Here is a 25841-nt window from a genome sequence, read left to right on the forward strand (position 1 = left end):
TGGCACGCGCCCTATCGTAGGCGGCCGCTTGTGCACGTTTTCACGTGGGGCCGACAGCCGCCTGGATGCCCTGAGCCCTGGCCAGGTACTCCGAGGTGAGCTGTGTGCCCGTGCTGCACGAGGCGAGCCTCTCGTACACGGCCACCAACGAGGGATGGACGTCCCCGAGCCGCCCCCGGATGATGCCCTCCGCCTCGCGCAACGCGTTCTCCGCCCCTTGGCGGTCCCCGCAAGCGAGCAGGACGGGCCCCAGCCTCGACAGTGTCTTGGCACGGTAGTGGTGGTCCCTGCCGTACTGGGCGATGTAGATGGCCTCGGCCTCGCGCAGCGTCTCCAGGGCCTGCGCGGCGCGACCCTGCGCGTGCTGAAGGGAGCCGAGCTTGTTGAGGCAGGCGGCGTACTTGTGGGCCTCCGCGTCGCGGCGCTTGCGGTGCAGTTCGACCACCGGGCCGAGCAGCTCGGCCGCTTCCCGGAGCCGGGCGCGCGCATCCCTGCGCAGTCGTCGTCGGCGTAACGGGCGGTGGGTCGCCCGGGATCGCGCGCGCAGTTCCTCCCCTTGGCGTCGTCGTATGTCCCCGAGGAACTTGGCCACCTGCGAGGTCTCGAAGTCGTCGGTCCCCCGGAAGGCCGTGAAGACGTCGAGGGCGTGTTTCAGCTCCCGGGCGGCCTCCTCCAGGTCCCCGCGGTCCTGGGCCACGATCCCGAGGTCCCGCCGGAGCATCGCCCGGAAGACCTGGTGCTCCCGTGGCTCCTGGCTGCCGTTGCGCGGGATCATGTGACCGGCTCGCGCGTAGCGCTCGAGAGCCTCCGTGAGCCGCCCGGCATTCCGGTGGATCATGCCGGCCTCCTGCTCGGCGACGGCCCGGTCCATTGCCTCCCACTCGGCGCCGTACCGCTCGTAGATGTCGATCGCCTGCTCCACCGCGGCCATGGCCTCGCGGAACTCGAGGTTCTCGCGCAGGATGCCGCCGAGCTGCCGCAGGCAGCGTGCCCGCAACGGGAGGAAAGCCGGATCGTCCGGTCGGCGCAGGCACTGCTCGAGCGCCAGCCTGCAGTGTTCCTCCGCCTCTCCCAGGCGGGCGAGAAGATAGAGCTGGCGTGCGACCCCGAGCTGGGCGGTGGCCAGGCCCAGGACGTCGCCCGGGTGGGTCTCGCGAAGTGCCGCTTCCTTCTCGAAGTACTCCAGGGCGTGGACCCAGTCACAGCGGTGTTCCTGGTAGACCCCCACACGGTGCAGCAGCCGGGCCAGCGCCTGGGGGTCGCGGGCCGCCCCGTACTCGTGGTCGTCGCTGTCGGCGCCCCACACCAGTTCCGCCGACACCGCCTCGACGTGCGGCATCAGCCGCTCACACGCGGCACGCTCGTCCAGTAGCTCCGGCGCCCGTGGGAAGGCGGCCTCCAGCAACTGGACCGCCGACTGCGACCACAGCAGTCTGGCCTGGGGGTCCATGCCCTCGCGGACGAAGGACTGGACCTGCGGATGCATGGCGTAGATGACGGTGGCCGCCCTGCTGTCCCCGCTCCGGCTGAGCAGGGAGTGGTTGGACAGGCGCCGGACCACGCGGTTGAACTCGGCCTCGTCCTCCATCACCTCCCGCAGGGGCGAGGGGATCACCTCACAGTGGCCGAGCAGCATGTCGCGTCGTACGTCCTCCGACGCCAGAAAGGAACAGAGCCGCATGAGGTCCTCGGCCACGGGGGCGGCCGAGACGATCCTGTCGATCGAGAGCCGGAAGGTGGCGGCCGCGCTGCTGGTGGAGTGGCCGGGCAGCCGGCGCAGATACTCCTTCACGGAGATCTCGGCATCCGCGATGTACGCCCCCGCCTGATCCAGGGCCAGGGGCAGCCAGTGCAGTTGGGCGCCCAGCTCGTCCAGCGCCCTCTCGTCGTCCTCGGCCTCGATCCTCTTGCGCAGGAAGGCGCGTCCGTCCGCCGAGTTCAGGTCGGGCAGGGCGATCAGCTCGACCGACTGGGCACGCAGGTGCTCCCAGCCCTCACGCCGCTGGGTGGTGATCAGTACGGCTCCGTCTCCGGCGCGGGGCAGCAGAGAGGGACGAGCATCGCTCACCCACTCGTTCAGCGGCCCCAGGCTGTCCTCCTGCACGTCGTCGTAGACCAGGAGCCAGCCGGGAGCGTCGCGCAGCCGGCCCCAGAGCCGGTTGAGCATGACGCTCTTGGAGTTGTGCTCGGGTATGCCGAGGCACGCGGCGAGTTCCAGCAGTTCCCCCATCAGGCGTTCGTAACTGGAGGCGGAGAGCCACCAGACGAGGGACCGGTGCTGCTGCCGCAGCCGGCCGTCCGCGACGGTGGCGGCCAGCTGGGTCTTGCCGAGGCCTCCGCGGCCGTGCACGACGCAGATCCGCACGCCGCCGTCGCGGTCCCGGGGTGGCCGCAAAGCGCCTTCCACAAAGGCCAGTTCGGCCCTACGCCCGGTGAAGTAGCGGGAAGGTGCGGGGATGTTCGGCGGGGGTACGTACGTCGCCTCGTGATCCGTGCTGCCGAGGGCCGAGGGGGCGGTGCGTGGGCGGTGCACCGAGAAGTAGCCCGTTACTGCCGAGATGCCACCCAGGACCCCGGCGCTCGATGCCAGCAGCATCAGCGCGGTGCCATGGGTGTCCTGAGCGAGCACGGACAAAAAGATCGCTCCGGCCCCGGTCACGGAGCTGAGAGCGGACTTCAGGCGCCGTTGGGCGACGGGCGAACGGGAGCGAAGCCGTAATGCGGTGCGTATCGACATTGTCGTCCCCCCGGCCGCCGCGCCTGTACTACAGTCCATTCTCCTCGTCGGTGGCACGGGCATCCAGGAAAATCGGCACGGAACCGAGCGGCGTCTAATCAGTGTCCTCACTCTGTACTAGTCGTTGATTTCTGCGTTTCGGCATCTACGACTCGCGGAGGCGCGGTGGCTCAGCAGCAGACGGGACCCGGCGGGGACGCCGGGCCCGATCAGGGGCCGAAACTGCACGTCGGCCTGGTCCACTGGTCCTTCCCGCCGTGTGTCGGCGGGGTGGAGACCCATCTCTGGGACTTCTCCAGGGCATTGGCGGGCCGGGGCCACCAAGTCACCGTGTTCACCGGATCGGTCGGAGCCTGTTCACCCTGTGACGGGGTGCGCGTCCTGCGGCACCCCCTGCTCGACCTGTCGGCCGAACGCCCGGACGACGACGCGTCGATGCGCCGGCTGTGCACGTGGTTCCAACAGGTGTGCACCGACCCCGACGCGCCCGTCCACCTCATCCACGGCCACAACCTGCACCACTTCTCCAGCGCCCCCGCCCGCGCGCTGCACACGCTGAAGCAGGAACTCGGCCTCGTACTGCTGCACACCTACCACAGCATCTGGCGCACTCCCGAGGACGAGGAGCTCGCCAGGACATGCGCGGTCTGGGACGTTCACCACGCCGTGTCGGACTTCCTCGTCAAGGCATGTACGGACGTGCTGGGCGAAGCCGCACACGTCGACCGGACCTACCTCGGTGTGAACACCGGCGCGTACCTGGGCATCCCGGATCTCGACGAGGCCGAGCGGCATCCGGTCGTCCTGCTGCCGGCCCGGCTCATCCCCAACAAGGGTGCCAAAGTGGCCATCCGGATGCTGAAGCACCTTGTCGTACTCGCGGAGAAGTCCCCGCGGGCGGACTCGCCGCGCCCCCGACTGGTGCTCACGGATCCCTTCGACACCGTCGACTTCCATGGTGAACGCGGCTCTTTCCGTGATGAGTTGTCGCGGCTCGTCAAGGAATTCGGTCTGAGCGAGGGGCAGGACGTCGAGTTCAGGCCGGCGGGCATCGACGACATGCGGAAGCTGTACGAGGAGGCCACTGTCGTCGTCTACCCTTCGCGTTTCGACGAGCCCATGGGCCTCGCTCCGCTGGAGGCCATGTGCGCCGCCCGTCCCGTGGTGGCCACCGGCGTCGGAGGGCTCGGGGAGGGCGGCAGCACGCTGGTCGCGCCCGACGCGGACGAGGAGGAACTGGCGTCCCGCTTCGCCAGGGAGGTGTGGCGGCTGCTCGTCGTGCCCGCGGAGGCCAGGGCTGCCGGGCGTAGGGCCCGCGAACACGTCCGTGACCGCTTCGACCTGGAGCGTGTCTACGTGGAGCCCATGCTCGCCGAGTACGGACGTCTCGTGCGCGGGACCGGGCAGGCCGGGACCTCCGGAGGGCATCGGCGCTCCACGGCCCGACAGCATGTCTAGGAGTGCGTCACCCGCCAGCCCGGCGGCAGGTCCGAGACCTCGGCCCGGCCGTCCCCGTCCACCTCGACGGTCAGCCGGTGCCCTGCGAGCACCAGGCCTCCCACCGACATCGGCCACCGCGGCGCAGGGTTCAACCGCAACGTCCGGTGAGTGACGTCGGGCTTCAGCCCGAGCAGCGCCGCCAGCACGGCCACACCCGAAGCCGCCGACCAGCCCTGCGGGCTGCAGGCGGCGGGATAGGCGAGCGGCGCCGGGGAGTCGTCCGTGCGGGCGTCGCCCGCGTACAACTCCGGCATCCGGTACGAGAAGTGGGGCGCGGCGTCCAGCAGGCCGTCCACCAGCAGGGTCGCCTCCTTGTGGTGTCCGGTCGCACACAGTCCCTGTACGGCTATCGCGGTGTCGTGGGTCCACACCGAGCCTCCGTGATAGCTGAGGGGGTTGAAGCCGGGCACGGCGGCCGAGCGGCTGCGCAGTCCCCAGCCCGAGTTGAGCTCGGGGTGCGCCAGCCAGGCGGCGACGTCATGGGAGCCGTCGGGGTCGAGGATGCCTGTGGAGAGCAACTGGCCCATGTTCGATGCCGGACCGCTCACCTGGGACAGCTCCTGCCCCACGGCTATGGCCACATAGCGGGGTGCGGGGCCGCCGGAGGCCGGGATCCAGAAGCACTCGGCGAAGCGTTTGCGCAAGTCCCGAGCCCAGCCGGCCAGCCGTTCGGCCTCCCGGGACTTGCCGCGGGCCGCCAGCAGCCCGGCCAGTCCGCTCGCGGCCTGATACGCGTACCCCTGCACCTCGCACAGCGCCAGCGGCGGCTCGATCGGGCGTCCCGCCGCGTCACGCACCGCGTCGTCACTGTCCTTCCAGGACTGGTGGCGCAGGCCTCCCGCGCGGGGGTAGTAGCGCAGGAGGCCGTCCTCGTCGGCGGCGCTGGTCTCCACCACCCAGTCCATCGCGCGCTCCGCGTACGGCAGCAGGGCGTCCACGTCCGCGTCCGGCAGGCCCCAGTGCCAGGCCTCCACCAGAAGAGTCACGAACAGCGGAGTGGCGTCGACCGAGCCGTAGTAGCGGGAGGGCAGGAACAGACCGTTGCCGTGGTCGACGTCCGCCGGACGCAGTTCGTGCAGGATGCGTCCGGGTGCCTCCTCGCGGAAGACGTCATGGGCCGTGCCCTGGCGGCGGGCCAGCGCCCACAGCGTGCCGCGGGCGAGGCCCGTGCCCAGCGGCAGCATCATCCGGGCCGCCCAGATGGAGTCCCGCCCGAAGAGCGTCAGGTACCAGGGGCAGCCCGCCGCGATGAACTGGTCCTCGGGGCCGCCGGGATCAGTGCGCTCCGGGTCCGCGAGGCGCAGGGCACTCAGATCACCGAGGCCCGTGCGCACCAGCGCCATCAGCCGGCGGTCGCCGTGCACGTCGGGCTCGGACCAGGGCGCCGGCGAGCTCGGTGCGCGAGGGTGGCCGGGAGGCTCGGGGACGGCGCTTCCCGACACGGCCAGCCGGATCTGCCGGCTCTCGCCGGGGCGGAGCAGCACCCGGGGCCACGTGAGAGTGCCGCCCTCCGGGCCGTCCGTGACCTCGGGGGCCCGGCCCGGCTGGGTCACGCGGACGTGGGCGCGGCCGGTCCGGGAATGCCAGTCCAGCCCCGGGGCGTCGACGGCGGTCGTGCAGCGCACGGTGGTGCCCGTCCGCCCCCGCTTCACGTCGGCGATGTCCGCGAGGTCGGTCGCCAGGGCCAGTTCCACATGTAATCGCCGTATCACGGTGCCGACGTTGCGTACGAGAATGCTCTCGCCCTCGCCGGCGGTGCGCACCCGCTCGATGATCACCGTCGGGTCGTTCGTCCGGTCCCTGGGGTCACGGTGCACCGAGGTGAACCGCACCTGGTCGGGACCCAGCGGCTGGATGCCGATGGGTTCGGGTTCACGCCCGTCGATCAGCAGGCACGCCGTGTGCAGCAGTCTGCGGTCGTGGCCGTAGAACCCCTCCGTGCTCCGGCCGCGCAGCTGCCCGTCCCGGGGGGAGGCGGCGAACGCGGGGGCCATGACGCAGATCACCACGTCGTGGAGCAGTGGTTGCAGAGCACGCACACTCGGGGAATCCGCGGACTCATACACGGAGCGTCTCTTCCCACTCCATGCGAACGTCACTCACATCGCCTACGCCGAGATGTTCACACCGTGCTCACTCCCAGCGGAAGAATCTCCCCGCCGCGCCCAACCCCACAACCGCCCACACGGCCAGAATCCCCAGGTCACCCCAGGGCATCCCGGCCCCGTGCTGCACCACGTCCCGCAACCCGTCCGACAGCGCCGAGATCGGCAGCAGACCCAGCACGTCCTGCGCGCCCGCCGGGAACTTGTCCAGCGGCACGATCACCCCGCCACCCACGAGCAGCAGGATGAAGACCAGGTTGGCGGCGGCCAGGGTGGCCTCGGCCTTGAGGGTGCCGGCCATCAGCAGGCCGAGCCCGGAGAAGGCCGCCGTACCGAGGATGAGGAGGAGCAGTACAGCCAGCGGATTGCCCTGCGGCGACCAGCCCAGCGCGAAGGCGATCACCGTCAGCAGGACGATCTGCAGGACCTCGGTGACCAGCACCGACACCGTCTTCGCCGTCATCAGGGCCCAGCGGGGCAGCGGCGAGGACGCCAGCCGCTTCAGCACGCCGTACCGGCGTTCGAAGCCCGTGGCGATCGCCTGCCCGGTGAACGCCGTCGACATCACGGCGAGCGCGAGGATGCCGGGGGCGAGGAAGTCGACGGCCTCGCCGGCGCCCGTGTCGACGATGTCCACCGAGCTGAAGAGGACCAGCAGCAGGGTGGGGATCACGACGGTCAGGAGGAGCTGCTCGCCGTTGCGCAGCAGCATCTTCGTCTCGAGGGCCGCCTGGGCCGCGATCATGCGGGGCAGGGGGGCGGCGCCCGGCTTTGGGGAGTACGTACCCGTACCGGCGGTGGTCACGAACGCAGCTCCTTGCCAGTGAGTTCCAAGGCTGTGCCTTCCCGGGGGCGCTGCACCTGATTGCGGCTGCGCCGCGGGCCGGACCCCCGGCCGATCTCAATGTGGGCCGGAATCATGAGCGCAACTCCTTGCCCGTGAGCTCCAAGAACACGTCCTCCAAGGTGTGCCGCTCGACCGAGATCTTCTCCGGCATCACCCCGTGCTGCGCACACCACGACGTCACGGTCGCGAGCAGCTGGGGGTCGACCTTGCCGACGACGCGGTACGAGCCCGGCGTCAGCTCCGCGGCCGTGCAGTCGGCGGGCAGGGCCTTCAGCAGGGACCCCACGTCGAGGCCGGGGCGGCCGGTGAAGCGCAGGGTGTTCTCGGCGCCGCCGCGGCACAGCTCCTCGGGGGAGCCCTGGGCGATGACCCGGCCCCCGTCGATGATCGCGACGTCGTCGGCGAGCTGCTCGGCCTCGTCCATGTAGTGCGTCGTCAGGATCACGGAGACTCCGTCGGCCCGCAGGTCCCGGACCAGGTCCCAGGTGGCCCGGCGGGCCTGCGGGTCGAGCCCGGCCGTCGGCTCGTCCAGGAACACCAGCTCGGGGCGGCCGACCACGGCCATGGCGAGCGCGAGCCGCTGCTGCTGGCCACCGGAGAGGCGGCGGTAGGTGGTCCGGCCGCAGCTGCCGAGGCCGAGCCGCTCGATGAGCGCGTCGACGTCCAGGGGGTGCGCGTGCAGCTTCGCCACGTGCCGCAGCATCTCGTCGGCCCGCGCGCCCGAGTAGACGCCGCCGGACTGCAGCATCACGCCGATCCGGGGCCGCAGCTCGCCGGACTGTCGTACCGGGTCGAGCCCCAGGACGCGCACCGAGCCGGAGTCCGGTTTCCGGTATCCCTCGCAGGTCTCGACCGTCGTCGTCTTGCCCGCGCCGTTGGGTCCGAGCACGGCGGTCACGCCCGCCCGGGCCACCAGGTCGAGGCCGTTCACCGCGGTCTTCGTGCCGTACCGCTTCACCAGGGCCTGGACCTGGACCACGGGCTCAGTTCGCATGGCTCCAGAGTCTAGGTACGCGGGCCGGGCCCGCTGCGGGCGGGTTCAGATCTCCTCCTCACGGGGCCGGTGCACGGCAAGCCACCGCTGCGCGTACGCCACCGCGTCGGCCAGCGGGAACAGTCGTACGTCGGCCGACCCGACCTTCCCGCGTACGACGGGGCGGTCCCGCTCGAAGTCGTGACCCAGCTCGTCGAACCGGTCGGAGGTGATCGACACCTCGGTCACCACCTCCCAGCCCGCGGGCCCCGGCCGGCCCGACTTCACCAGCGGCGACGGGATCCGGTACTCGGCCAGGTGGAAGCCGGTGCACGTGTCATAGCCGGCGCCGAGGAGAAGCACGCGCGCGTGGAGCTCCTCCAGCCGCGCCAGCGGGCTGCGTTCACCGAGGCTGCAGTCGAGGGCGTGACCGTCGGTCACCTGGGCCGCGTGAGGGCCGATGGCGGCGAACGAGGCCTGGGGATGCGCACTGCGCAGGGCGCCCGGCCAGGTCCGTACGGTCTCCGGGATCACGCCCATCCCGCGCGTGGGCGTGAGCAGGGGGTCGTAGACGGGCATCGTGGCCCGGATCGTCTCCCACCACTCCTCGGGCACCGGCGGATTTCCCCACTCGGCCGGGTCCGAGAGGTCGGCGGACTGGGTGGGGACGACGAGCGTGCCGTCCGGGCCGAGGGTGTCGAGGAGTCCCTGGACGACCGCGACGGCTCCTCCGCAGACCCAGCCGAGGGAGCTGAGGGAGGAGTGCACGAGGAGGGTGTCACCGCTTCGGACGCCGAGCTCGCGCAGTTGTGCGGCGAGGGTGTCCCGAGTGACAAGAGGGCCGGTCGGAGGCGGTATCGACATGCTTCGGGAGTGTCCCGGAGAGGGCCTCGCGACGCCACCGAATTGATCGATCAAAGATCGTTTCCGCAGGTCAGATTAGGTATGCCTAAGTGACGCAGCGCACCGTCGAGGCGCCCGGACGCGGCTTGCCCGGTCCTGAGGAATTACGCAACAATGGCGTTGTGAAAAACGTCGGCGAGGCTCGGGAGACCCCCATGGGAACCCCACAGGAGGAGCTCGCGACCGGTGAGCGCTCCACGCGCAACCGCGTCGCGCGGTCCATCCTGGACCACGGCCCGTCGACCGTCGCCGAGCTGGCCGGCCGTCTGGGGCTGACCCAGGCCGCCGTACGCAGGCATCTGGACGCGCTGGTCGCGGACGATGTCGTGGAGGCCCGGGAACAGCGGGTGTACGGCACGCGCACGCGTGGCCGTCCCGCCAAGGTCTTCGCGCTCACCGACTGCGGCCGCGACGCCTTCGACCAGTCGTACGACAAGCTCGCCGCGGACGCCCTGAAGTGGATCGCCGAGCGCGAGGGCGGGCAGGAGGCGGTCGCCGCCTTCGCCCGCGCCCGGATCGCCTCCCAGGCGAGCGCGTACCGCAAGGCGATCGAGGCGGCCACCCCGGACCAGCGGACCGAAGCCCTGGCCAAGGCCCTGAGCGCAGACGGGTACGCTGCAACGGCGCGCAGCGCACCCCTCCCTCAAAAAGGCGAGCAGCTCTGCCAGCACCACTGCCCGGTCGCCCATGTCGCGGAGCAGTTCCCGCAGCTGTGCGAGGCGGAGACGGAGATCTTCGCCGAGCTGCTCGGAACGCACGTCCAGCGACTGGCGACCATCGCGCACGGCGACGGCGTCTGCACGACGTTCATCCCAAAGATTTCCCATACCTCACATAACGCATCTGCAAGCACGGCCGGGAGGAACCCCGCATGACTCTCCCCATCGAGGAGACTGCCCACCCTGAGCTCGAGGGGCTGGGCAAGTACGAATACGGCTGGGCGGACTCCGACGAGGCCGGTGCCGCTGCGAAGCGCGGTCTGAGCGAGGCTGTCGTCCGCGACATCTCCGGCAAGAAGTCGGAGCCGGAGTGGATGACCAAGCTGCGCCTCAAGGGCCTGAAGCTCTTCGAGAAGAAGCCCATGCCGAACTGGGGCTCGGACCTGTCGGGCATCGACTTCGACAACATCAAGTACTTCGTGCGCTCCACGGAGAAGCAGGCGGAGTCCTGGGAGGACCTGCCCGAGGACATCAAGAACACCTACGACAAGCTGGGCATCCCGGAGGCGGAGAAGCAGCGCCTCGTGGCCGGTGTCGCCGCCCAGTACGAGTCGGAGGTCGTCTACCACCAGATCCGCGAGGACCTGGAGGAGCAGGGCGTCATCTTCCTGGACACCGACACCGCGCTGAAGGAGCACCCGGAGCTCTTCAAGGAGTACTTCGGCACCGTCATCCCGGCCGGCGACAACAAGTTCGCCGCGCTGAACACCGCCGTGTGGTCCGGTGGCTCCTTCATCTACGTGCCGAAGGGCGTGCACGTCGAGATCCCGCTCCAGGCCTACTTCCGGATCAACACCGAGAACATGGGCCAGTTCGAGCGGACGCTGATCATCGTCGACGAGGACGCCTACGTCCACTACGTCGAGGGCTGCACGGCGCCGATCTACAAGTCGGACTCCCTGCACTCCGCGGTGGTCGAGATCATCGTCAAGAAGGGCGCCCGCTGCCGCTACACGACCATCCAGAACTGGTCGAACAACGTCTACAACCTGGTCACCAAGCGCGCCGTCGCCTACGAGGGCGCGACCATGGAGTGGATCGACGGCAACATCGGCTCCAAGGTGACGATGAAGTACCCGGCCGTCTACCTGATGGGCGAGCACGCCAAGGGCGAGACCCTGTCCATCGCCTTCGCGGGCGAGGGCCAGCACCAGGACGCGGGCGCCAAGATGGTCCACATGGCGCCGAACACGTCGTCCAACATCGTCTCGAAGTCCGTGGCGCGCGGCGGTGGCCGTACCTCCTACCGCGGTCTGATCGAGATCGGCGAGGGCGCTCCGGGTGCGAAGTCCAACGTGCTCTGTGACGCTCTGCTCGTCGACACCATCTCCCGGTCGGACACGTACCCGTACGTCGACGTCCGCGAGGACGACGTCTCCATGGGCCACGAGGCGACCGTCTCCAAGGTCTCCGAGGACCAGCTCTTCTACCTGATGAGTCGCGGTCTCTCCGAGGACGAGGCGATGGCGATGATCGTGCGCGGCTTCGTCGAGCCGATCGCCAAGGAGCTCCCGATGGAGTACGCCCTTGAGCTCAACCGGCTGATCGAGCTGCAGATGGAAGGCGCGGTCGGCTAAGGCCCGCCATCCGGTTCAGCAGCAGGCGGCCCGCCCCCTGGGCGGGCCGAAGATCGCAAACGTAGGAAAGAGAGCAGACCGACAGCCATGGCTGAGGCTCAGAACATCCCGGTGGGGTCCACCACCGCCGGCTCGATCGCGGTCGCCGCGGAGTCGACCGTCGTCTCGCGCATGAGCGCACCCCCGTCCTTCGACGTGGCGGACTTCCCGGTCCCGCACGGCCGTGAGGAGGAGTGGCGGTTCACCCCGCTGGAGCGCCTGCGCGGGCTGCACGACGGCACCGCCGTCGCCACCGAGGGCCTGAAGGTCGACGTCCAGGCCCCCGAGGGCGTCACCGTCGCGACCGTCGGCCGCGACGACGTGCGGCTCGGCAAGGCGGGCACCCCGGTGGACCGCGTCGCCGCCCAGGCGTACTCCGCGTTCGAGAAGGCCGGCGTGATCACCGTCCCCAAGGAGACGGTCCTCACCGAGCCGATCCGCGTCGCGGTGCACGGCGAGGGCGGCACCGCCTTCGCCCACCAGGTCATCGAGCTGGGCGCCTTCGCCGAGGCCGTCGTCGTCATCGACCACACCGGTGACGCCGTGCTCGCCGCCAACGTCGACTACATCCTGGGCGACGGCGCCAAGCTGACCGTCGTGTCGGTCCAGGACTGGGACGACAAGGCCGTGCACGTCGCTCAGCACAACGCGCTGATCGGCCGGGACGCGTCCTTCAAGTCCGTCGTCGTCACCTTCGGCGGTGACGTCGTACGCCTGCACCCGCGCGTGACGTACGCCGGCACCGGCGGCGAGGCCGAGCTGTTCGGCCTGTACTTCACCGACGCCGGGCAGCACCAGGAGCACCGCCTCCTGGTCACCCACAACACCCCGCACTGCAAGTCGAACGTCGTCTACAAGGGCGCGCTCCAGGGCGACGACGCGCACGCCGTGTGGATCGGTGACGTGCTGATCGAGGCAAAGGCCGAGGGCACGGACACGTACGAGATGAACCGCAACCTGGTCCTGACCGACGGTGCCCGCGTCGACTCCGTGCCGAACCTGGAGATCGAGACCGGCGAGATCGTCGGCGCCGGCCACGCCTCGGCGACCGGCCGCTTCGACGACGAGCAGCTCTTCTACCTGATGGCCCGCGGCATCCCGGAGCACGAGGCCCGCCGCCTCGTCGTCCGCGGCTTCTTCGCCGAGCTGGTCCAGCAGATCGGCATCGAGGACATCGAAGAGCGCCTGATCGCCAGGATCGAAGAGGAGCTGGAGGCGTCGGTCGCATGACCACGTTCGTACGCGCCTGTGGGCTGAGCGAGCTGGAGGAGGACACCCCGAAGCGGGTGGAACTCGACGGCACGCCGGTCTCGGTCGTCCGTACCGAGGGCGAGGTGTTCGCGATCCACGACATCTGCTCCCACGCGAACGTCTCCCTCTCCGAGGGCGAGGTGGAGGACTGCCAGATCGAGTGCTGGCTGCACGGCTCCAGCTTCGACCTCCGCACCGGCAAGCCGTCCGGCCTTCCCGCGACGCGCCCCGTCCCCGTATACCCCGTAAAGATCGAAGGGGACGACGTTCTCGTCTCCCTCAACCAGGAGTCCTGAGGCACCCATGGCAACGCTTGAAATCCGAGACCTGCGCGTCACCGTCGAGGCCGACAACGCCACGAAGGAGATCCTCAAGGGCGTCGACCTCACCGTGAAGCAGGGCGAGACGCACGCCATCATGGGCCCCAACGGCTCGGGCAAGTCGACCCTCGCCTACTCGCTCGCGGGTCACCCGAAGTACACGATCACCGGCGGCACCGTCACCCTCGACGGCGAGGACGTCCTGGAGATGTCCGTCGACGAGCGCGCCCGCGCCGGCCTGTTCCTGGCGATGCAGTACCCGGTCGAGGTCCCCGGCGTCTCGGTCTCCAACTTCCTGCGCACCTCCGCCACCGCCATCCGCGGCGAGGCCCCCAAGCTGCGCACCTGGGTGAAGGAGGTCAAGGAGGCCATGGAGCGCCTCAACATGGACCCGTCCTTCGCCGAGCGCAACGTCAACGAGGGCTTCTCCGGCGGTGAGAAGAAGCGCCACGAGATCCTTCAGCTGGAGCTGCTCAAGCCGAAGATCGCCATCCTCGACGAGACCGACTCCGGCCTGGACGTCGACGCCCTGCGCGTCGTCTCCGAGGGCGTCAACCGGGTCCGCGAGACCGGTGAGGTCGGCACCCTTCTGATCACGCACTACACGCGCATCCTGCGCTACATCAAGCCCGACCACGTCCACGTCTTCGCGGCCGGCCGGATCGCCGAGTCCGGCGGCCCCGAGCTCGCCGACAAGCTGGAGGCCGAGGGCTACGAGGCATACACGAAGGGTGGCGCATCCGCGTGACACAGCTGCCGGGCCTCCTCGACACCGAGGCGCTCCGCAAGGACTTCCCGATCCTGGACCGCGTCGTCCACGGCGACAAGAAGCTCGTGTACCTGGACAACGCGGCGACCTCGCAGACGCCGCGCCAGGTGCTCGACGTGCTCTCCGAGTACTACGAGCAGCACAACGCCAACGTCCACCGTGGCGTGCACGTCCTCGCCGAGGAGGCCACGGCGCTGTACGAGGGCGCGCGCGACAAGGTCGCGGAGTTCATCAACGCGCCCAGCCGCAACGAGGTGATCTTCACCAAGAACGCCTCCGAGTCGCTCAACCTGGTGGCGAACATGCTCGGCTGGGCCGACGAGCCCTACCGGGTGGACTCCGACACCGAGATCGTCATCACGGAGATGGAGCACCACTCCAACATCGTGCCGTGGCAGCTGCTCGCGCAGCGCACGGGCGCGAAGCTGAAGTGGTTCGGCCTCACGGACGACGGCCGTCTCGACCTGTCCAACATCGACGAGGTCATCACGGAGAAGACGAAGATCGTCTCCTTCGTGCTGGTGTCGAACATCCTGGGCACGCTCAACCCGGTCGAGGCGATAGTGCGCCGCGCTCAGGAGGTCGGCGCGCTGGTCTGCGTCGACGCCTCGCAGGCGGCGCCCCACATGCCGCTGGACGTGCAGTCGCTGCAGGCCGACTTCGTGGCCTTCACCGGCCACAAGATGTGCGGCCCGACCGGCATCGGCGTCCTCTGGGGCCGCCAGGAGCTACTGGAGGACCTGCCTCCGTTCCTGGGCGGCGGCGAGATGATCGAGACGGTGTCGATGCACTCGTCGACCTACGCTCCCGCCCCGCACAAGTTCGAGGCGGGCACGCCCCCGATCGCGCAGGCGGTCGGGCTGGGCGCGGCGATCGACTACCTCAACTCGATCGGCATGGACAAGATCCTCGCCCATGAGCACGCGCTCACCGAGTACGCGGTGAAGCGGCTGGGGGAGGTCCCCGACCTGCGGATCATCGGCCCGACGACGGCCGAGGACCGCGGCGCCGCGATCTCCTTCACCCTCGGCGACATCCACCCGCACGACGTGGGCCAGGTCCTCGACGAGCAGGGCATCGCGGTCCGGGTCGGCCACCACTGCGCCCGCCCCGTGTGCCTGCGGTACGGAATTCCTGCGACCACGCGAGCGTCGTTCTATCTGTACTCCACGCCGGCCGAGATCGACGCTCTGGTGGACGGCCTGGAGCACGTACGGAACTTCTTCGGCTGACGGGACGAGCGATCGCATGAAGCTGGATTCGATGTACCAGGAAGTCATCCTGGACCACTACAAGAACCCGCACGGGCGGGGCTTGCGGGATGGCGACGCCGAGGTGCACCACGTGAACCCGACGTGCGGTGACGAGATCACGCTCCGTGTGAAGTACGACGGCACGACGATCGAGGACGTCTCGTACGAGGGCCAGGGCTGCTCGATCAGCCAGGCCTCGGCGTCCGTGCTGAACGACCTGCTGGTCGGCAAGGAACTCACGGACGCGCAGAAGATCCAGGAGACCTTCCTGGAGCTGATGCAGTCCAAGGGGAAGATCGAGCCCGACGACGCGATGGAGGAGGTCCTGGAGGACGCGGTCGCGTTCGCCGGGGTCTCCAAGTACCCGGCCCGGGTCAAGTGCGCCCTCCTCAGCTGGATGGCGTGGAAGGACGCGACGGCCCAGGCCCTGGGCGGAGCCGACGCCGAAAGGAAGACGGCATGAGTGACACCGTGGAGATGAAGCCGGCCTCGGAGGAGGAGCTCCGCGAGGCCCTGATGGACGTGGTCGACCCCGAGCTGGGCATCGACGTCGTCAACCTCGGCCTGATCTACGGCATCCACGTCGACGACTCGAACGTGGCGACGGTCGACATGACCCTGACGTCGGCGGCCTGCCCGCTGACGGACGTCATCGAGGACCAGGCCAAGTCCGCCACGGACGGCCTCGTCAGCGAGCTGCGCATCAACTGGGTCTGGATGCCGCCGTGGGGCCCGGACAAGATCACGGACGACGGCCGCGAGCAGCTTCGGGCGCTCGGGTTCAACGTCTGATATCCCCACGCGTGGGAAAGCGGCGGCACCTGCCGGGTGCCGCCGCTTTCATGTGTTCAGGCCGGCCCGCCCACCAGGTGGAACGACGAGTCCGCCAGGTACAGGGAGCTGTACTCGAAGCGTTCGAGGCGCAGGACGAAGTTCTTGTGGCGGAGGAAGTAGCCCGGGTAGTTGACGGACTCGAGCATCTTCGCGCCGGAATAGGCCGAGTCGCGAGGGCAGAAGGTGGCGTCCTGTGCGAAGAGGCGCGAGCCGTCGCCGCGTTCGGCGCGCAGGACGAAGTCGTGGTGGCGCAGGTACTTGCCGTCGTGTGTGGCGAAGGAGTAGCAGGAGCTGTTCGCCAGGCCCTTGACCTGCTTGAAGGTCGAGTCCTCGCGGGATTCCGAACCACGGACCGGGTCCAGCTTCACGTAGCCGTCACTCACGTGCCAGTAACGGTCGGCGTAGTTGACCGAACGGACGGAGCGCCAGGTGACGGTGGCCGTCGGCTTCGGTTCTGCAGTCGGTGAACTGCCCTCGCGGGAAGGCGACTTCGACGGCTCGGGCGCCGGCTTGGGCGTGCCGGCGTGCTGTTGGCCGGGTGCCTCGGCGGTCGGCCGGTCCGTCGACAGGCCGCTCTTGCCCTTGGGAGGAGTCTCCGAAGGGGTGGCGAAGGAGATCAGACCGGGGAGCGTCGTCGCCTCCGTGGAGGGCGACGCGGAGGATGACTCGTCGTCATATTCCTTCTCCGATACGGCGATCGCCGTGAAGCAGGCGATGATCGTCGCCACCGCCATCCCGCCCGCCAGCCACAGGCGGCGCGTCCCCGGCGCCCGTGAGGTGTCCGGGGCCCAGCCGTTCTCCCAAGGTTGCTCCTGAGACGGCCGGGACTTGTTTTCCTGCATGCGCTGTTCCCCCCAGCGGCGTCATGGGGTTGACGACCGCGGCTGCGAAGGCCCGGTGTGTGAATGGTGAACAACACTAATGGACCCAGTGGTCCCACAGCAGCCCTTGGAACCAGCCGTATCCACATCGATTTCTCAGCGGTCTTTGAGGCTCGCCCTGTCCGGCACCGACAGCATGGATCCGGGACGACGCTCCTCGCACTCATGCTGCCCGCCTACGCCCTGTATGCGTGAACCGGGGCCGTTGGCGGCGCAGTTGGGGGCCCGAGGTCGCGCCGCCCGTCCAGGATCCACCGCCCCGGCCGGATGGGCGCCCCCGCGGTCTTGGCACCAGGGCATCATGATCCGGCAGCCCCGCAGCTCACGCACCGACAGGAGCCCCCGGATCATGGTCCACCGCAACTCCCAAGCCCTTCGCCGGGCGCTCGCGGCAACGGCGTTGTGCGGTGCCCTCGCCATGGCCGCGGGCGGATGCACGGCGTCGTCCGACGATGAGGGCACCGACGCGAAGAAGGTGGAACTGCCTGAGCCGGGGGTCGCCTTCGACTACCAGATCGGCGGCTCCTACCCGCCGCCCGCCGGTGTACGTGCCGTCTCCCGCGACCGCACCGCGAAACCGGCGCTGGGGGTCTACAACGTCTGCTACGTCAACGCCTTCCAGGCCCAGCCGGACGCCGAGGGCTGGTGGCAGGACCACCACCCCGACCTGCTGCTCCGGGCCGCCGACGGCGAACTGGTCGTCGACGAGGACTGGGACGAGGCCCTGCTGGACATCTCGACGGCCGCCAAGCGTGAACGCCTCGCCCGGATCGTGGGGGAGTGGATCGACGGCTGTGCCGAGGCCGGGTTCCAGGCGGTCGAGGCCGACAACCTCGACTCCAACGAGCGGTCCGACGGGCTGCTGACCGCCGCCGACGACCTGGCCTTCGGCCGGCTGCTCGTCGACCGGGCCCACGCGGCCGGTCTGGCCCTCGGCCAGAAGAACGCCGCCGGCCTGGCGCGGCAAGCACGGCGCCTCGGCTTCGACTTCGCGGTCGCCGAGGAGTGCGGACAGTACGACGAGTGCGGCGCCTACGCGGACGCCTACGACGACCGGGTCTTCGTCATCGAGTACCGCTCGGACGGCCTCGCCGCGGCCTGCGCGGACTGGGCCGACAGGCTGTCGGTGGTCCTGCGCGACCTGGACGTCGTCAAGGCGGGGGAGGACGGGTACCGCCGCCGGACCTGCTGAACCGGGCCGCCGTCTTGTGTACGGGCGTACGCAACGTTGTGTACGCTCGTACACATGGGATACCTGCTGCTCGCCGGAGCCATAGCGGCCGAGGTGGCCGCCACCACCGCCATGAAATACAGCGACGGCTTCAGCAGGCTGTGGCCTTCGCTGCTGACCGCACTCGGATACGTCGTCTCCTTCGCGTTGCTCGCCCAGACGCTGAGGACCGTCTCCGTGGGCACGGCCTATGCGATCTGGGCCGGTGTCGGCACCGCGGCCATCGCGACCATCGGGATCCTGTTCCTGGGGGAGGGAATGACGGTCACGAAGGCCGTCGGCATCGCGCTGATCATCGTCGGCGTGGTGGTGCTGAACCTGGGAGGTGCGCACTGATGGCCCGGCGCTACGACCCCGATCGACGTCAGCGGATCATCGACGCGGCGATCCGGGTCGTCGGGGCGAAGGGCATCGCCGGGCTGAGCCATCGCACCGTCGCCGCCGAGGCCGACGTGCCGCTCGGCTCCACGACGTACCACTTCAAGACCCTCGACGATCTGCTGGTCGCCGCTCTGCGCCAGGCCAACGAGGGCTTCGCCAAGGTGATCGCCTCGCGCGGCGGACTTGAGGACCCGCAGACCGACCTGGCGGCCGAACTCGCGGGCTGGATGGGCGAGTGGCTCGCCGGGGACCGTACGGGCGTCGAGCTGGAGTACGAGCTCTACCTCGCCGCCCTGCGCCGGCCCGCCCTGCGCCCGGTCGCCGACGAGTGGGCACGCGATCTCGCCGAGCGGCTGTCCCGCCGCACGGACGCGGTCACGGCGCGGGCGCTGGTGGCGGTGATGGACGGGATCTGTCTGCAGGTGCTGCTCGCCGGTGGCACGTATGACGAGGCCTACGTACGGGAGGTGCTGGCCAGGGTCATCCCGTGACGGGCGCGGACGCAGGAGTACGCAAACGCAGACGAGAGCCGGGCCTGGACCCGGACCCGGACCTGGCACGTACCGCCCGGCACGTGAGACGCACTCCCACCGGTTCGCCCCTGCGGGCAGCGTCACGTTAGGTTGCCCTTATGACCGACACGACTGCTCCTCGCACCACCGGCGCCGTGGCCGCCGGCCTCGCCACGATCGCCGCCGACGGCACCATCCTCGACACCTGGTTCCCCGCGCCCGAGCTCGTCGCCGAGCCCGGCCCCTCCGGCAGCGAGCGGCTGTCCGCCGAGCGCGCCGCGGAGCTGCTCGGCGGCGGTGCCACCGCAGCGATCGGGCCGGACGCCCGCCGGGGCGTCGAGGTCGTCGCGGTCCGTACGGTCATCGCCTCGCTCGACGAGAAGCCGATCGACGCGCACGACGTCTACCTGCGCCTGCACCTGCTCTCCCATCGCCTGGTCAAGCCGCACGGCCTGAGCCTGGAGGGCCAGTTCGGCTTCCTCGCCAACGTCGCCTGGACCTCGCTGGGCCCGGTCGCCGTCGACGACGTCGAGAAGGTCCGGCTGAACGCCCGCGCCGAGGGCCTGCACCTCCAGGTGACCTCGATCGACAAGTTCCCGCGCATGACCGACTACGTCGCCCCCAAGGGCGTCCGCATCGCCGACGCCGACCGGGTCCGCCTGGGCGCCCACCTCGCCGCGGGCACCACCGTCATGCACGAGGGCTTCGTCAACTTCAACGCCGGCACGCTCGGCACCTCCATGGTCGAGGGCCGTATCTCCGCGGGCGTCGTGGTCGGCGACGGCTCCGACATCGGCGGCGGCGCGTCCACCATGGGCACGCTGTCCGGCGGCGGCAACGTGATCATCACCATCGGCGAGCGCTGCCTGATCGGCGCCGAGGCGGGCGTCGGCATCGCGCTCGGCGACGAGTGCGTCGTCGAGGCCGGTCTCTACGTCACCGCGGGCACCCGCGTCACCATGCCCGACGGCCAGATCGTCAAGGCCCGCGAACTCTCCGGCGCCTCCAACATCCTCTTCCGCCGCAACTCGGTCACCGGCACCGTCGAGGCCCGCCCGAACAACGCGGTCTGGGGCGGCCTGAACGACATCCTGCACAGCCACAACTGACGACGGCCGACATCGACGAACGCCCTCCGGCAGCCGGACCCGGCTGCCGGAGGGCGTTCGTCGATGTGGCGCCGCGGCGCGCTCACGTTCGGGTTACTCGTCGTGACCTCAGCACGGTCCAGGCAGATGAACGGGTGGACGCAGTTTCCGATCACACGCCGAACCGACGAAATGAGGGCCGTGGGCTGATGACGGGTCGAGGGATGACGAGCGAGCGGACCAGGACCGTGCTGCGCCTGGTGGTGGGGGTGCTGGCCGCGGGGGCGGCGTGCTGGTTGCCGGCCGGGACCGCGTACGCCGACGAGACCAACACGGGTTCGCACAACGGTCCCCGCATCGGGCTGGTCAATGTGGGGCAGGTGGACGACCCGATGGAGGATGTGCTGGAGCACTTCCTGCTCTTCGGCGACGGGTACAAGTGGGGCTGATCGCGCACCGGGCACGACGCGGGGCTCTTGTCGCACAGGGATGCGGCAAGGGCCCCGGCTCTTTTTCCGACTTCTTCCTGTGCGCAGGCATAGCGGCGGCACGCGGCACGCGTCACGAAGGGTAGGAGAGGCGGGCACCCGGTCCGTCCGGGGGAAGAGAAGGTGACGATGGATGCCCAAGCGCAGGACAGCTTTCGGAAGTTCGTGGAGAACCGGTCGTCCGCGCTGCTGAAGACGGCCGTACTGCTGACCGGCGGCGACCGGCACGCGGCGGAGGACCTGCTGCAGAACGCCCTGATCAAGGCGGCCGGCCGCTGGCATCGCATCGACGAGCCGGAGGCGTACGTGCGCCAGATCCTGTACCGGCAGCAGATCAGCCGCTGGCGACTGAAGTGGTGGCGGCGTGAGCTGACCGTCGCCGAGCCGCCCGAGACCGGCGCGAACCCGGACGCCGCCCCCGCCGCGGAGCTGCGGCTGCTCATGCGCGGCGCGCTGGCCCGGCTGACCGACCGGCAGCGCACCGTGCTGGTGCTGCGCTACTTCGAGGACCTGCCGGAGGCCGACGTGGCCCGCATGCTGGGCTGCTCCGTGGGCACCGTACGGTCCACCACCCACCGCTCACTGGCCCGGCTGCGTTCGCTCGCGCCGGAACTGGCCGCCCTCGGCGAGGCCGAGGCCGAGCGCCGCCCGTCCCGTGACTACTCGCCCATGGAGGTGCGGCCGTGAACGTCGACGAACTCATGCGCGACGCCCTGCGCGAGCAGGCCGCCGAACAGCCCCCGGCGGCAGCGGGATTCGCCGACCGTGTGCTGGCCGTCCGCCGGCGCCGCCGCAACCGCAGGCTCGCGGCCGCCGCCGTTGCCGCCGTGGCCGCGGTCGCCGTCGGGGTGGCGGTGCCCCTGCTGGACTCCGGCAAGCGGGACGTCCGCCCCTCGGGCGGCGGCATCGTGGAGGAGGAGAAGGAGACGAAGGCGCACCCCGACCAGTCGCCGCCGCGCGAGGAGATCTCCGTCGGGGGCACGACCCTGGCCGGGTACTTCATCCCGGAGACGGTCAAGAAGTCCCAGGACACCGCCGTCTACGAGCGCACCTATCACCTGCTGAACCCGACGACCGGCAAGTACACCAAGACCGAGAACTGGTCCTGGGTCGCCGTCGCTCCCGGCATGAAGACCGCCGCCGTCCTCGAACGGGACCTGCCCGTCTCGCGGATCGGCCTGCTCGACCTGCCCACCGGCAAGGTTCAGCGGTGGATCCCGGTCGAGCACGACGTCGCCGGGCTCGCCTTCTCCCGCGACGGCCGCAAGTTGGTCGCGACGACCTACAGCGACAACCCCGACCGGCGGATCAAGACGGAGGGCTCCGAAGGGTGGGGCCAGCCCTGGGAGTCGAGCCGCACCGGCTTCTACGTCCTCGACGTGGCCTCCGGGAAGGGCCCCTGGACCGAGGTCGCGTCGGAGAGCGACCCCGACGACCCCATGGGCGGCACCTTCCTCAACTCCCGCCAGGACTTCGCCCTCACCGACGACGCCCGGCATGTCTGGTCCGGGCACCCCATGGGGGACATCGGCAAGGAGTTCTGGGACCTCACGGGCAAGAAGGTCTCCGCACCCGCGGGCGAGGAGCATCTGAACTGGTTCGTCGACGCGGGCAAGTCGCCGAACGGCAGCCTCGTCGCCGGCGAGTTCGCGGGGGAGAAGTGGAAGACCTCCTCCTACGTCGTCGACGCCATGACCGGCGCGAAGACCGAGGTGCGCGGGCAGCAACTGCTCGCCTGGGTCGGCAACAAGCAGCTGATCGCCTGGGACATCGGCAAGGACGACGACAACGAGTTCCACCAGCGGCTCGTACTGGTCACGATCGGCAGCGACAAGACCGTCCCGCTCAGCGGCTTCCGTCAGGGCAACGACGGCGGCGCCGGGCGCTGGGAACCGGTCTTCTCGCAGCCCTGATCAGGCGGCCACGAGTCGTTCGTACTCCGCCAGCAGCCCGTCGGTCGCCTCCCGGCCGGCGGGCCGCAGCGGGGCGCGGACCGGGCCCGCCGGCAGACCGAGCGCGTTGAGCAGCGCCTTGGCGGTCACCGTGCCGGGCAGCCCCGCCGACATCATCAACTCGATGAGCGGCGTGGCACGTTGTTGGAGGCGGGCGGACACGGGGGTGTCGCCCGCCTCGAACGCGTCGAGGACCGCACGGAGTCGGGCCGGTACGACGTTCGCGACCGTACTGATGTAGCCGGCGCCGCCCACCGCGTACAGCGCGAGGTTGTGCTCGTCGCAGCCCGCGTAGTACGCCAACTCCGTGCGGGACAGCACCTTCTGGGCGCCGAGGAAGTCGTAGGAGCAGTCCTTCACCGCGACGATCCGGGGGTGCTCGGCGAGCCGGATCAGCGTCTCCGGCTCGATGCGGGTGCCGGTGCGGCCGGGGATGTCGTACAGCACGAGCGGCAGCCCGGCCGCGTCGGCCACCTCACGGAAGTGCGCCTCGACCGCGTCCTGCGGGGGCCTGCTGTAGTACGGCGCGACCACCAGCAGGCCGTCGGCGCCCGCCTTCTGCGCCGCCTGGGCCAGCTCGACGGTGTGCCGGGTGTCGAAGGTGCCCACGCCCGCGACGACCGACGCCCGCTCGCCCACCGCCTCCTTCACGGCCCTGACCAGCTCCGACTTCTCGGCGTCCGTCGTGGTCGGCGACTCACCCGTCGTACCGGAGAGCACCAGACCGTCACATCCCTCGCTCACCAGCCGGTCGGCCAGGCGCTGGGCGCCGTCCAGGTCGAGCGCCCCCGCCTCGGTGAAGGGCGTGATCATGGCGCACAGGGCGCGGCCGAAGGGAGCGGCGGGGGGCGAGGCGGAGGCGTCGGCAGTCGTCATGGGAGTAGTGTCGGCTCGACAATCGCGTAGCTCCACTTAATTCTCCTAAGGGGTATTGCTTAGCGCTGCTTTGGTGTGGGGGTTTGCCCTATGTCCAAAGCCGGGCACTTGGGTCACCATGGCCAGGACGGTCAAGGGCCCCTGGTCATGGGAGGCGTCATGAAGCTCGGCAAGGCACTCGCCACCGGAGTCGCGGAAGAGCGGCCGCAGACCCACGACGAAGAACTCGGACTCGATCAGGAACTCCAGGACCTCGAGGTGTCCGCGCCCGAAGAGGTCCCGGCCGCCCGATGAGGCTGCGGCTTCCCGAGGAACGCCCGACGGAGCCGCCGACCGGATACAAGATCGCCCACCCGATGCTGTTCCAGGACGGCACCCGGGCCGGGTTCACCGGTGTGTCGCTGGGCGGCGCGCTGCCGTACGGAGTCCTGGCCGACGCATCCTGCGTCTACGGCCTGCGGCACCGGGCGCCGAGCCGCCGCTGCGACTGCGGCTTCCACTGCGTGCACGACCGTACGACGGCCGAGGCGCTGCTGTGCACCGCCGAGCACCGGACGGCCGTACTGCTCGAAGTCACCGTGCTGGGCCGGTACATCCGCTTCGAGCGCGGCTTCCGCTACGCCCGCCAGCGGGTGCGCACCGCCACGGTCGGGCCGTGCGTCTGCGGTACGGCCGCCGCCGCCCTGGCCGACGCCGGCTGGGGCCGCCCAGGCTGGCGGGCGCTCGCCCCGTCCTGTGCGGGCTGTCTGCGCGGCCGTACGTCCGTCTCGCTCGCGGGGTTCGCCCGGCTGGCGGCGGAGGGGCTGCGGGTGGTGGCCGGCAAGGGAGTGTCCGTCGGGACGACCGACCCGGTACCGGCCGACGACCTCGGGGTGCCCGAACTCGCCGCCGAGGCCGCGCTGTTGCAGGCCCGCCTCGACTGGTTCCAGGCCCAGCTTGCCCGGCTGGGCGAGCACGGCCCGGGCGGCGGTGAACGGCAGGGATAGCACAGGCCGGTCCGGGTACCCGGGGTTCCGAACCGGGGCAGCGGGCGCCTGACCGGAACCACGGCTTGCGAGCCCGGCACGGGACGGCCACCGCTCGGTGCGCGGAGCCGGTGCGCGGGCCGGTGAACCGCTCGCCCGGTTCGGACCGGACATCGGGGAGACCGAGGAGATCGAAGGAAGGGCACATCGATGACGGACAGGAGGACGGGGCCGGAAGGGGCCGCAGGGGAGCCGGGCGGCGAAGCGGCCAAGGGTGCTGCCGCGAAAGGCGGAGCCAAGGGGCCCGAGGAACTGCGGCGGCAGATGGAGGAGCCGGTGACCGGGAGCGGCCCTGGCGACACCGCGGCGGACCTCGCGGGGACGGCGGACGCCAAGGGCCGAACCCTGACCCGTGCCGCCGACCTGATGGACAAGGCGGGCGCCATGACCGTGCAACTGCGCAGCAGCGTCGGTCAGGCCGGGCACGCGGTACATGACAAGGCGGCGCAGGCCGGGCACGTCGTGCAGGACCGGGCGACCCGCACCGGACACGCCGTTCACGACAAGGCGACGCGCGCGGGTCACGCGGTGGAGGACAGTGTGCCGCGCCCCGTCCGCACCGTCGTCCAGGCCGGCCTACGTCATCCACGGCCGGTACTGGTCGCCGGGGTGGCGGTGGGAGCGGCGGTCGCGACGGGGATACTGCGGCGACGGCACCACACGCACCACTGAGACGCCGGACGACGACGCGGCGAGACGGCGCGGGACCGGTCACCGGTCCCGCGCCCCGCTGTGTTATCCCGCCTCCTGCGAACCGCGCCCCCCTCAGGGATCGCTTGACCTCAAGTCCGGTTGAGGCCGAAAGGTGGTCGACGCACCCACCGACCACCGACTCCCGGAGGCCTCCGTGACCCGCCGCACCACCACCCACCCCGACCTCACCCGCCCCGAAACCGGCGCCCTCTTCTTCAGCACCTGGCGCGTCGGCACCCCCGTTCGGCAGCGACAGACGGTCGAGGCGATCGCCGATACCTGGCAGCGCCGCCCCTGGCCCGCCGACGGCCTCCTCGGCTACCACGTCTACACCGGCCACGACGGCTCCACCCTCCTCCACTACTCGCAGTGGAGGAGTGAGGACGCCTACGAGGCGTTCGTCAAGACGCACCGGCAGGAGCGCGTCGACGAGATCGACGTCGCCGTACCGGGCATCGAGCGACTGTGGCTCGGCCGGTACCGGCACCACCGCAGCGGCGGCCGGGAGGGCGACACCCGCGTCCCCGGCTGCGTCGTGATCGTCGACGTCGAGTTCGAGGGGCCCGACCCCGACCGTCAGCGCGCCTGGGTAGACGCCGTCTTCGAGGCGCTGGAGAGCGAGCCGACCCCTCACCCCGGCGGCATCGCCGGCCACTTCCACCTGAGCACCGACGGCACCCGCGTCCTCAACTACGCCGAGTGGGAGAGCGCCCAGGCACACATCGAAGCCCTCGCCGCTCCGGGCGACGGCATCGGCTCGGCGACGGAGCTGTGGCACCGCGTACAGAACTGGCCGGGTCTGAAGAGCAGCACGGTCAGCCGGTACGAGCACGCCCTCGGTCTCGTCCCCGACTGAACCGCAAAGGCCTCCTCCGAAAACTCGAACT

Annotated in this window: 27 protein-coding genes; 20 read left to right on the forward strand and 7 right to left on the reverse strand. The window is 70.3% G+C overall.

Going from position 1 to position 25841, the window contains the following annotated elements; all coding sequences use genetic code 11:
• Positions 1-40 precede the first annotated feature (40 nt).
• Positions 41-2629, reverse strand: a complete 2589-nt coding sequence (locus IF78_RS0104275) for a tetratricopeptide repeat protein (RefSeq protein ID WP_158751267.1) — start codon at positions 2627-2629, stop codon at positions 41-43.
• 273 nt (positions 2630-2902) lie between these two features.
• Between IF78_RS0104275 and IF78_RS49440 the strand changes: the two genes are divergently transcribed.
• Positions 2903-4195 carry a glycosyltransferase family 4 protein gene (locus IF78_RS49440; RefSeq protein WP_051827492.1) on the forward strand — a complete coding sequence of 431 codons (1293 nt, stop codon included), beginning with the start codon at positions 2903-2905 and terminating at the stop codon, positions 4193-4195.
• Here the strand turns inward: IF78_RS49440 and IF78_RS0104285 are convergent.
• The 4 genes from IF78_RS0104285 to IF78_RS0104300 form a co-directional block, all read right to left on the reverse strand.
• The gene (locus IF78_RS0104285) at positions 4192-6276 is read right to left on the reverse strand and encodes a glycogen debranching N-terminal domain-containing protein (RefSeq protein ID WP_051827493.1); all 2085 of its coding nucleotides are present in this window, start codon (positions 6274-6276) and stop codon (positions 4192-4194) included. The two genes, IF78_RS49440 and IF78_RS0104285, sit on opposite strands and share 4 nt — an antisense overlap.
• 94 nt (positions 6277-6370) lie before the next feature.
• On the reverse strand, positions 6371-7087 hold the full coding sequence (locus IF78_RS0104290) for an ABC transporter permease (protein WP_234439733.1): 717 nt from the start codon (positions 7085-7087) through the stop codon (positions 6371-6373).
• 172 nt (positions 7088-7259) lie between these two features.
• Positions 7260-8183 carry an ABC transporter ATP-binding protein gene (locus tag IF78_RS0104295; RefSeq protein WP_031477393.1) on the reverse strand — a complete coding sequence of 308 codons (924 nt, stop codon included), beginning with the start codon at positions 8181-8183 and terminating at the stop codon, positions 7260-7262.
• A gap of 45 nt (positions 8184-8228) precedes the next feature.
• The gene (locus tag IF78_RS0104300) at positions 8229-9026 is read right to left on the reverse strand and encodes an AAC(3) family N-acetyltransferase (RefSeq protein WP_031477392.1); all 798 of its coding nucleotides are present in this window, start codon (positions 9024-9026) and stop codon (positions 8229-8231) included.
• Between the two features lie 161 nt (positions 9027-9187).
• Here IF78_RS0104300 and IF78_RS0104305 point away from each other — a divergent pair, with 161 nt between their 5' ends.
• The 8 genes from IF78_RS0104305 to IF78_RS0104340 all read left to right on the forward strand — a co-directional run bounded on the left by IF78_RS0104305 (position 9188) and on the right by IF78_RS0104340 (position 15785).
• Complete coding sequence (locus IF78_RS0104305) at positions 9188-9940, forward strand: helix-turn-helix transcriptional regulator (protein ID WP_031477391.1); 753 nt, start codon at positions 9188-9190, stop codon at positions 9938-9940.
• Complete coding sequence (gene sufB, locus IF78_RS0104310; RefSeq protein ID WP_031477390.1) at positions 9937-11361, forward strand: Fe-S cluster assembly protein SufB; 1425 nt, start codon at positions 9937-9939, stop codon at positions 11359-11361. Before IF78_RS0104305 ends, sufB begins: the two co-directional genes overlap by 4 nt.
• An 87-nt stretch (positions 11362-11448) precedes the next feature.
• A complete protein-coding gene (gene sufD / locus IF78_RS0104315; RefSeq protein WP_031477389.1) occupies positions 11449-12630 on the forward strand; it encodes a Fe-S cluster assembly protein SufD in 1182 nt (393 codons plus the stop codon).
• Positions 12627-12947, forward strand: coding sequence for a non-heme iron oxygenase ferredoxin subunit (locus tag IF78_RS0104320; protein ID WP_031477388.1), 321 nt, complete (start codon positions 12627-12629; stop codon positions 12945-12947). Before sufD ends, IF78_RS0104320 begins: the two co-directional genes overlap by 4 nt.
• Before the next feature lie 7 nt (positions 12948-12954).
• Positions 12955-13719: a Fe-S cluster assembly ATPase SufC gene (gene sufC, locus IF78_RS0104325; RefSeq protein WP_031477387.1), complete on the forward strand. Its 765-nt coding sequence runs from the start codon at positions 12955-12957 to the stop codon at positions 13717-13719.
• Positions 13716-14972: a cysteine desulfurase gene (locus IF78_RS0104330; RefSeq protein WP_031477386.1), complete on the forward strand. Its 1257-nt coding sequence runs from the start codon at positions 13716-13718 to the stop codon at positions 14970-14972. The genes sufC and IF78_RS0104330 overlap by 4 nt, the downstream gene beginning before the upstream one ends.
• A 16-nt stretch (positions 14973-14988) precedes the next feature.
• Positions 14989-15456 carry a Fe-S cluster assembly sulfur transfer protein SufU gene (sufU, locus tag IF78_RS0104335; RefSeq protein ID WP_031477385.1) on the forward strand — a complete coding sequence of 156 codons (468 nt, stop codon included), beginning with the start codon at positions 14989-14991 and terminating at the stop codon, positions 15454-15456.
• Entirely contained in the window at positions 15453-15785 is a 333-nt protein-coding gene (locus IF78_RS0104340) for a metal-sulfur cluster assembly factor (RefSeq protein WP_004002168.1), read from the forward strand. The genes sufU and IF78_RS0104340 overlap by 4 nt, the downstream gene beginning before the upstream one ends.
• A 56-nt stretch (positions 15786-15841) precedes the next feature.
• Here the strand turns inward: IF78_RS0104340 and IF78_RS0104345 are convergent, their stop codons facing one another.
• The gene (locus tag IF78_RS0104345) at positions 15842-16669 is read right to left on the reverse strand and encodes an AbfB domain-containing protein (protein ID WP_031477384.1); all 828 of its coding nucleotides are present in this window, start codon (positions 16667-16669) and stop codon (positions 15842-15844) included.
• 388 nt (positions 16670-17057) lie between these two features.
• Here IF78_RS0104345 and IF78_RS0104350 point away from each other — a divergent pair, with 388 nt between their 5' ends.
• The 7 genes from IF78_RS0104350 to IF78_RS0104380 all read left to right on the forward strand — a co-directional run bounded on the left by IF78_RS0104350 (position 17058) and on the right by IF78_RS0104380 (position 22321).
• Positions 17058-17900 (forward strand): endo alpha-1,4 polygalactosaminidase, encoded by an 843-nt coding sequence (locus tag IF78_RS0104350; protein WP_031477383.1) that lies wholly within the window; start codon positions 17058-17060, stop codon positions 17898-17900.
• A 54-nt stretch (positions 17901-17954) separates the two neighbouring features.
• Entirely contained in the window at positions 17955-18275 is a 321-nt protein-coding gene (locus tag IF78_RS0104355; RefSeq protein ID WP_031477382.1) for a DMT family transporter, read from the forward strand.
• Complete coding sequence (locus IF78_RS0104360) at positions 18275-18811, forward strand: TetR/AcrR family transcriptional regulator (protein ID WP_031477381.1); 537 nt, start codon at positions 18275-18277, stop codon at positions 18809-18811. Before IF78_RS0104355 ends, IF78_RS0104360 begins: the two co-directional genes overlap by 1 nt.
• A 140-nt stretch (positions 18812-18951) precedes the next feature.
• Entirely contained in the window at positions 18952-19941 is a 990-nt protein-coding gene (dapD, locus tag IF78_RS0104365; RefSeq protein ID WP_031477380.1) for a 2,3,4,5-tetrahydropyridine-2,6-dicarboxylate N-succinyltransferase, read from the forward strand.
• A 203-nt stretch (positions 19942-20144) separates the two neighbouring features.
• A complete protein-coding gene (locus IF78_RS0104370; RefSeq protein ID WP_031477379.1) occupies positions 20145-20369 on the forward strand; it encodes a hypothetical protein in 225 nt (74 codons plus the stop codon).
• 168 nt (positions 20370-20537) lie between these two features.
• Positions 20538-21095 (forward strand): SigE family RNA polymerase sigma factor, encoded by a 558-nt coding sequence (locus IF78_RS0104375; RefSeq protein ID WP_031477378.1) that lies wholly within the window; start codon positions 20538-20540, stop codon positions 21093-21095.
• Positions 21092-22321 (forward strand): YncE family protein, encoded by a 1230-nt coding sequence (locus tag IF78_RS0104380; RefSeq protein WP_031477377.1) that lies wholly within the window; start codon positions 21092-21094, stop codon positions 22319-22321. The genes IF78_RS0104375 and IF78_RS0104380 overlap by 4 nt, the downstream gene beginning before the upstream one ends.
• Here IF78_RS0104380 and dapA read toward each other — a convergent pair whose 3' ends face one another.
• Entirely contained in the window at positions 22322-23236 is a 915-nt protein-coding gene (gene dapA, locus IF78_RS0104385) for a 4-hydroxy-tetrahydrodipicolinate synthase (RefSeq protein ID WP_031477376.1), read from the reverse strand.
• A gap of 159 nt (positions 23237-23395) precedes the next feature.
• Here dapA and IF78_RS50360 point away from each other — a divergent pair, with 159 nt between their 5' ends.
• From IF78_RS50360 to IF78_RS0104405, 4 genes are all read left to right on the forward strand, one after another.
• On the forward strand, positions 23396-23530 hold the full coding sequence (locus IF78_RS50360; RefSeq protein ID WP_267882939.1) for a hypothetical protein: 135 nt from the start codon (positions 23396-23398) through the stop codon (positions 23528-23530).
• The gene (locus IF78_RS0104395; protein WP_031477375.1) at positions 23527-24222 is read left to right on the forward strand and encodes a hypothetical protein; all 696 of its coding nucleotides are present in this window, start codon (positions 23527-23529) and stop codon (positions 24220-24222) included. Before IF78_RS50360 ends, IF78_RS0104395 begins: the two co-directional genes overlap by 4 nt.
• 189 nt (positions 24223-24411) lie before the next feature.
• A complete protein-coding gene (locus IF78_RS0104400) occupies positions 24412-24933 on the forward strand; it encodes a hypothetical protein (RefSeq protein ID WP_031498038.1) in 522 nt (173 codons plus the stop codon).
• Positions 24934-25108: 175 nt separating this feature from the next.
• Positions 25109-25810 carry an antibiotic biosynthesis monooxygenase gene (locus tag IF78_RS0104405; RefSeq protein WP_031477373.1) on the forward strand — a complete coding sequence of 234 codons (702 nt, stop codon included), beginning with the start codon at positions 25109-25111 and terminating at the stop codon, positions 25808-25810.
• Positions 25811-25841: the final 31 nt, after the last annotated feature.

This window comes from Streptomyces bicolor, from assembly GCF_000719285.1.
In the GTDB taxonomy this organism is placed as follows: domain Bacteria; phylum Actinomycetota; class Actinomycetes; order Streptomycetales; family Streptomycetaceae; genus Streptomyces; species Streptomyces bicolor.

Excerpts from the sequence above, each read along its gene's own strand:
- IF78_RS0104340 (WP_004002168.1), top strand. The coding sequence starts at position 15,453 with ATGAGTGACACCGTGGAGATGAAGCCGGCCTCGGAGGAGGAGCTCCGC.
- sufC (WP_031477387.1), top strand. The coding sequence starts at position 12,955 with ATGGCAACGCTTGAAATCCGAGACCTGCGCGTCACCGTCGAGGCCGAC.
- IF78_RS0104375 (WP_031477378.1), top strand. The coding sequence starts at position 20,538 with ATGGATGCCCAAGCGCAGGACAGCTTTCGGAAGTTCGTGGAGAACCGG.
- sufU (WP_031477385.1), top strand. The coding sequence starts at position 14,989 with ATGAAGCTGGATTCGATGTACCAGGAAGTCATCCTGGACCACTACAAG.
- IF78_RS0104350 (WP_031477383.1), top strand. The coding sequence starts at position 17,058 with ATGGTCCACCGCAACTCCCAAGCCCTTCGCCGGGCGCTCGCGGCAACG.
- dapA (WP_031477376.1), bottom strand. The coding sequence starts at position 23,236 with ATGACGACTGCCGACGCCTCCGCCTCGCCCCCCGCCGCTCCCTTCGGC.
- IF78_RS0104290 (WP_234439733.1), bottom strand. The coding sequence starts at position 7,087 with ATGATCGCGGCCCAGGCGGCCCTCGAGACGAAGATGCTGCTGCGCAAC.
- IF78_RS0104345 (WP_031477384.1), bottom strand. The coding sequence starts at position 16,669 with ATGCAGGAAAACAAGTCCCGGCCGTCTCAGGAGCAACCTTGGGAGAAC.
- IF78_RS0104370 (WP_031477379.1), top strand. The coding sequence starts at position 20,145 with ATGACGAGCGAGCGGACCAGGACCGTGCTGCGCCTGGTGGTGGGGGTG.
- IF78_RS0104320 (WP_031477388.1), top strand. The coding sequence starts at position 12,627 with ATGACCACGTTCGTACGCGCCTGTGGGCTGAGCGAGCTGGAGGAGGAC.
- sufB (WP_031477390.1), top strand. The coding sequence starts at position 9,937 with ATGACTCTCCCCATCGAGGAGACTGCCCACCCTGAGCTCGAGGGGCTG.
- dapD (WP_031477380.1), top strand. The coding sequence starts at position 18,952 with ATGACCGACACGACTGCTCCTCGCACCACCGGCGCCGTGGCCGCCGGC.
- IF78_RS0104295 (WP_031477393.1), bottom strand. The coding sequence starts at position 8,183 with ATGCGAACTGAGCCCGTGGTCCAGGTCCAGGCCCTGGTGAAGCGGTAC.
- IF78_RS0104395 (WP_031477375.1), top strand. The coding sequence starts at position 23,527 with ATGAGGCTGCGGCTTCCCGAGGAACGCCCGACGGAGCCGCCGACCGGA.
- sufD (WP_031477389.1), top strand. The coding sequence starts at position 11,449 with ATGGCTGAGGCTCAGAACATCCCGGTGGGGTCCACCACCGCCGGCTCG.
- IF78_RS0104400 (WP_031498038.1), top strand. The coding sequence starts at position 24,412 with ATGACGGACAGGAGGACGGGGCCGGAAGGGGCCGCAGGGGAGCCGGGC.
- IF78_RS0104360 (WP_031477381.1), top strand. The coding sequence starts at position 18,275 with ATGGCCCGGCGCTACGACCCCGATCGACGTCAGCGGATCATCGACGCG.
- IF78_RS0104300 (WP_031477392.1), bottom strand. The coding sequence starts at position 9,026 with ATGTCGATACCGCCTCCGACCGGCCCTCTTGTCACTCGGGACACCCTC.
- IF78_RS0104355 (WP_031477382.1), top strand. The coding sequence starts at position 17,955 with ATGGGATACCTGCTGCTCGCCGGAGCCATAGCGGCCGAGGTGGCCGCC.
- IF78_RS50360 (WP_267882939.1), top strand. The coding sequence starts at position 23,396 with ATGAAGCTCGGCAAGGCACTCGCCACCGGAGTCGCGGAAGAGCGGCCG.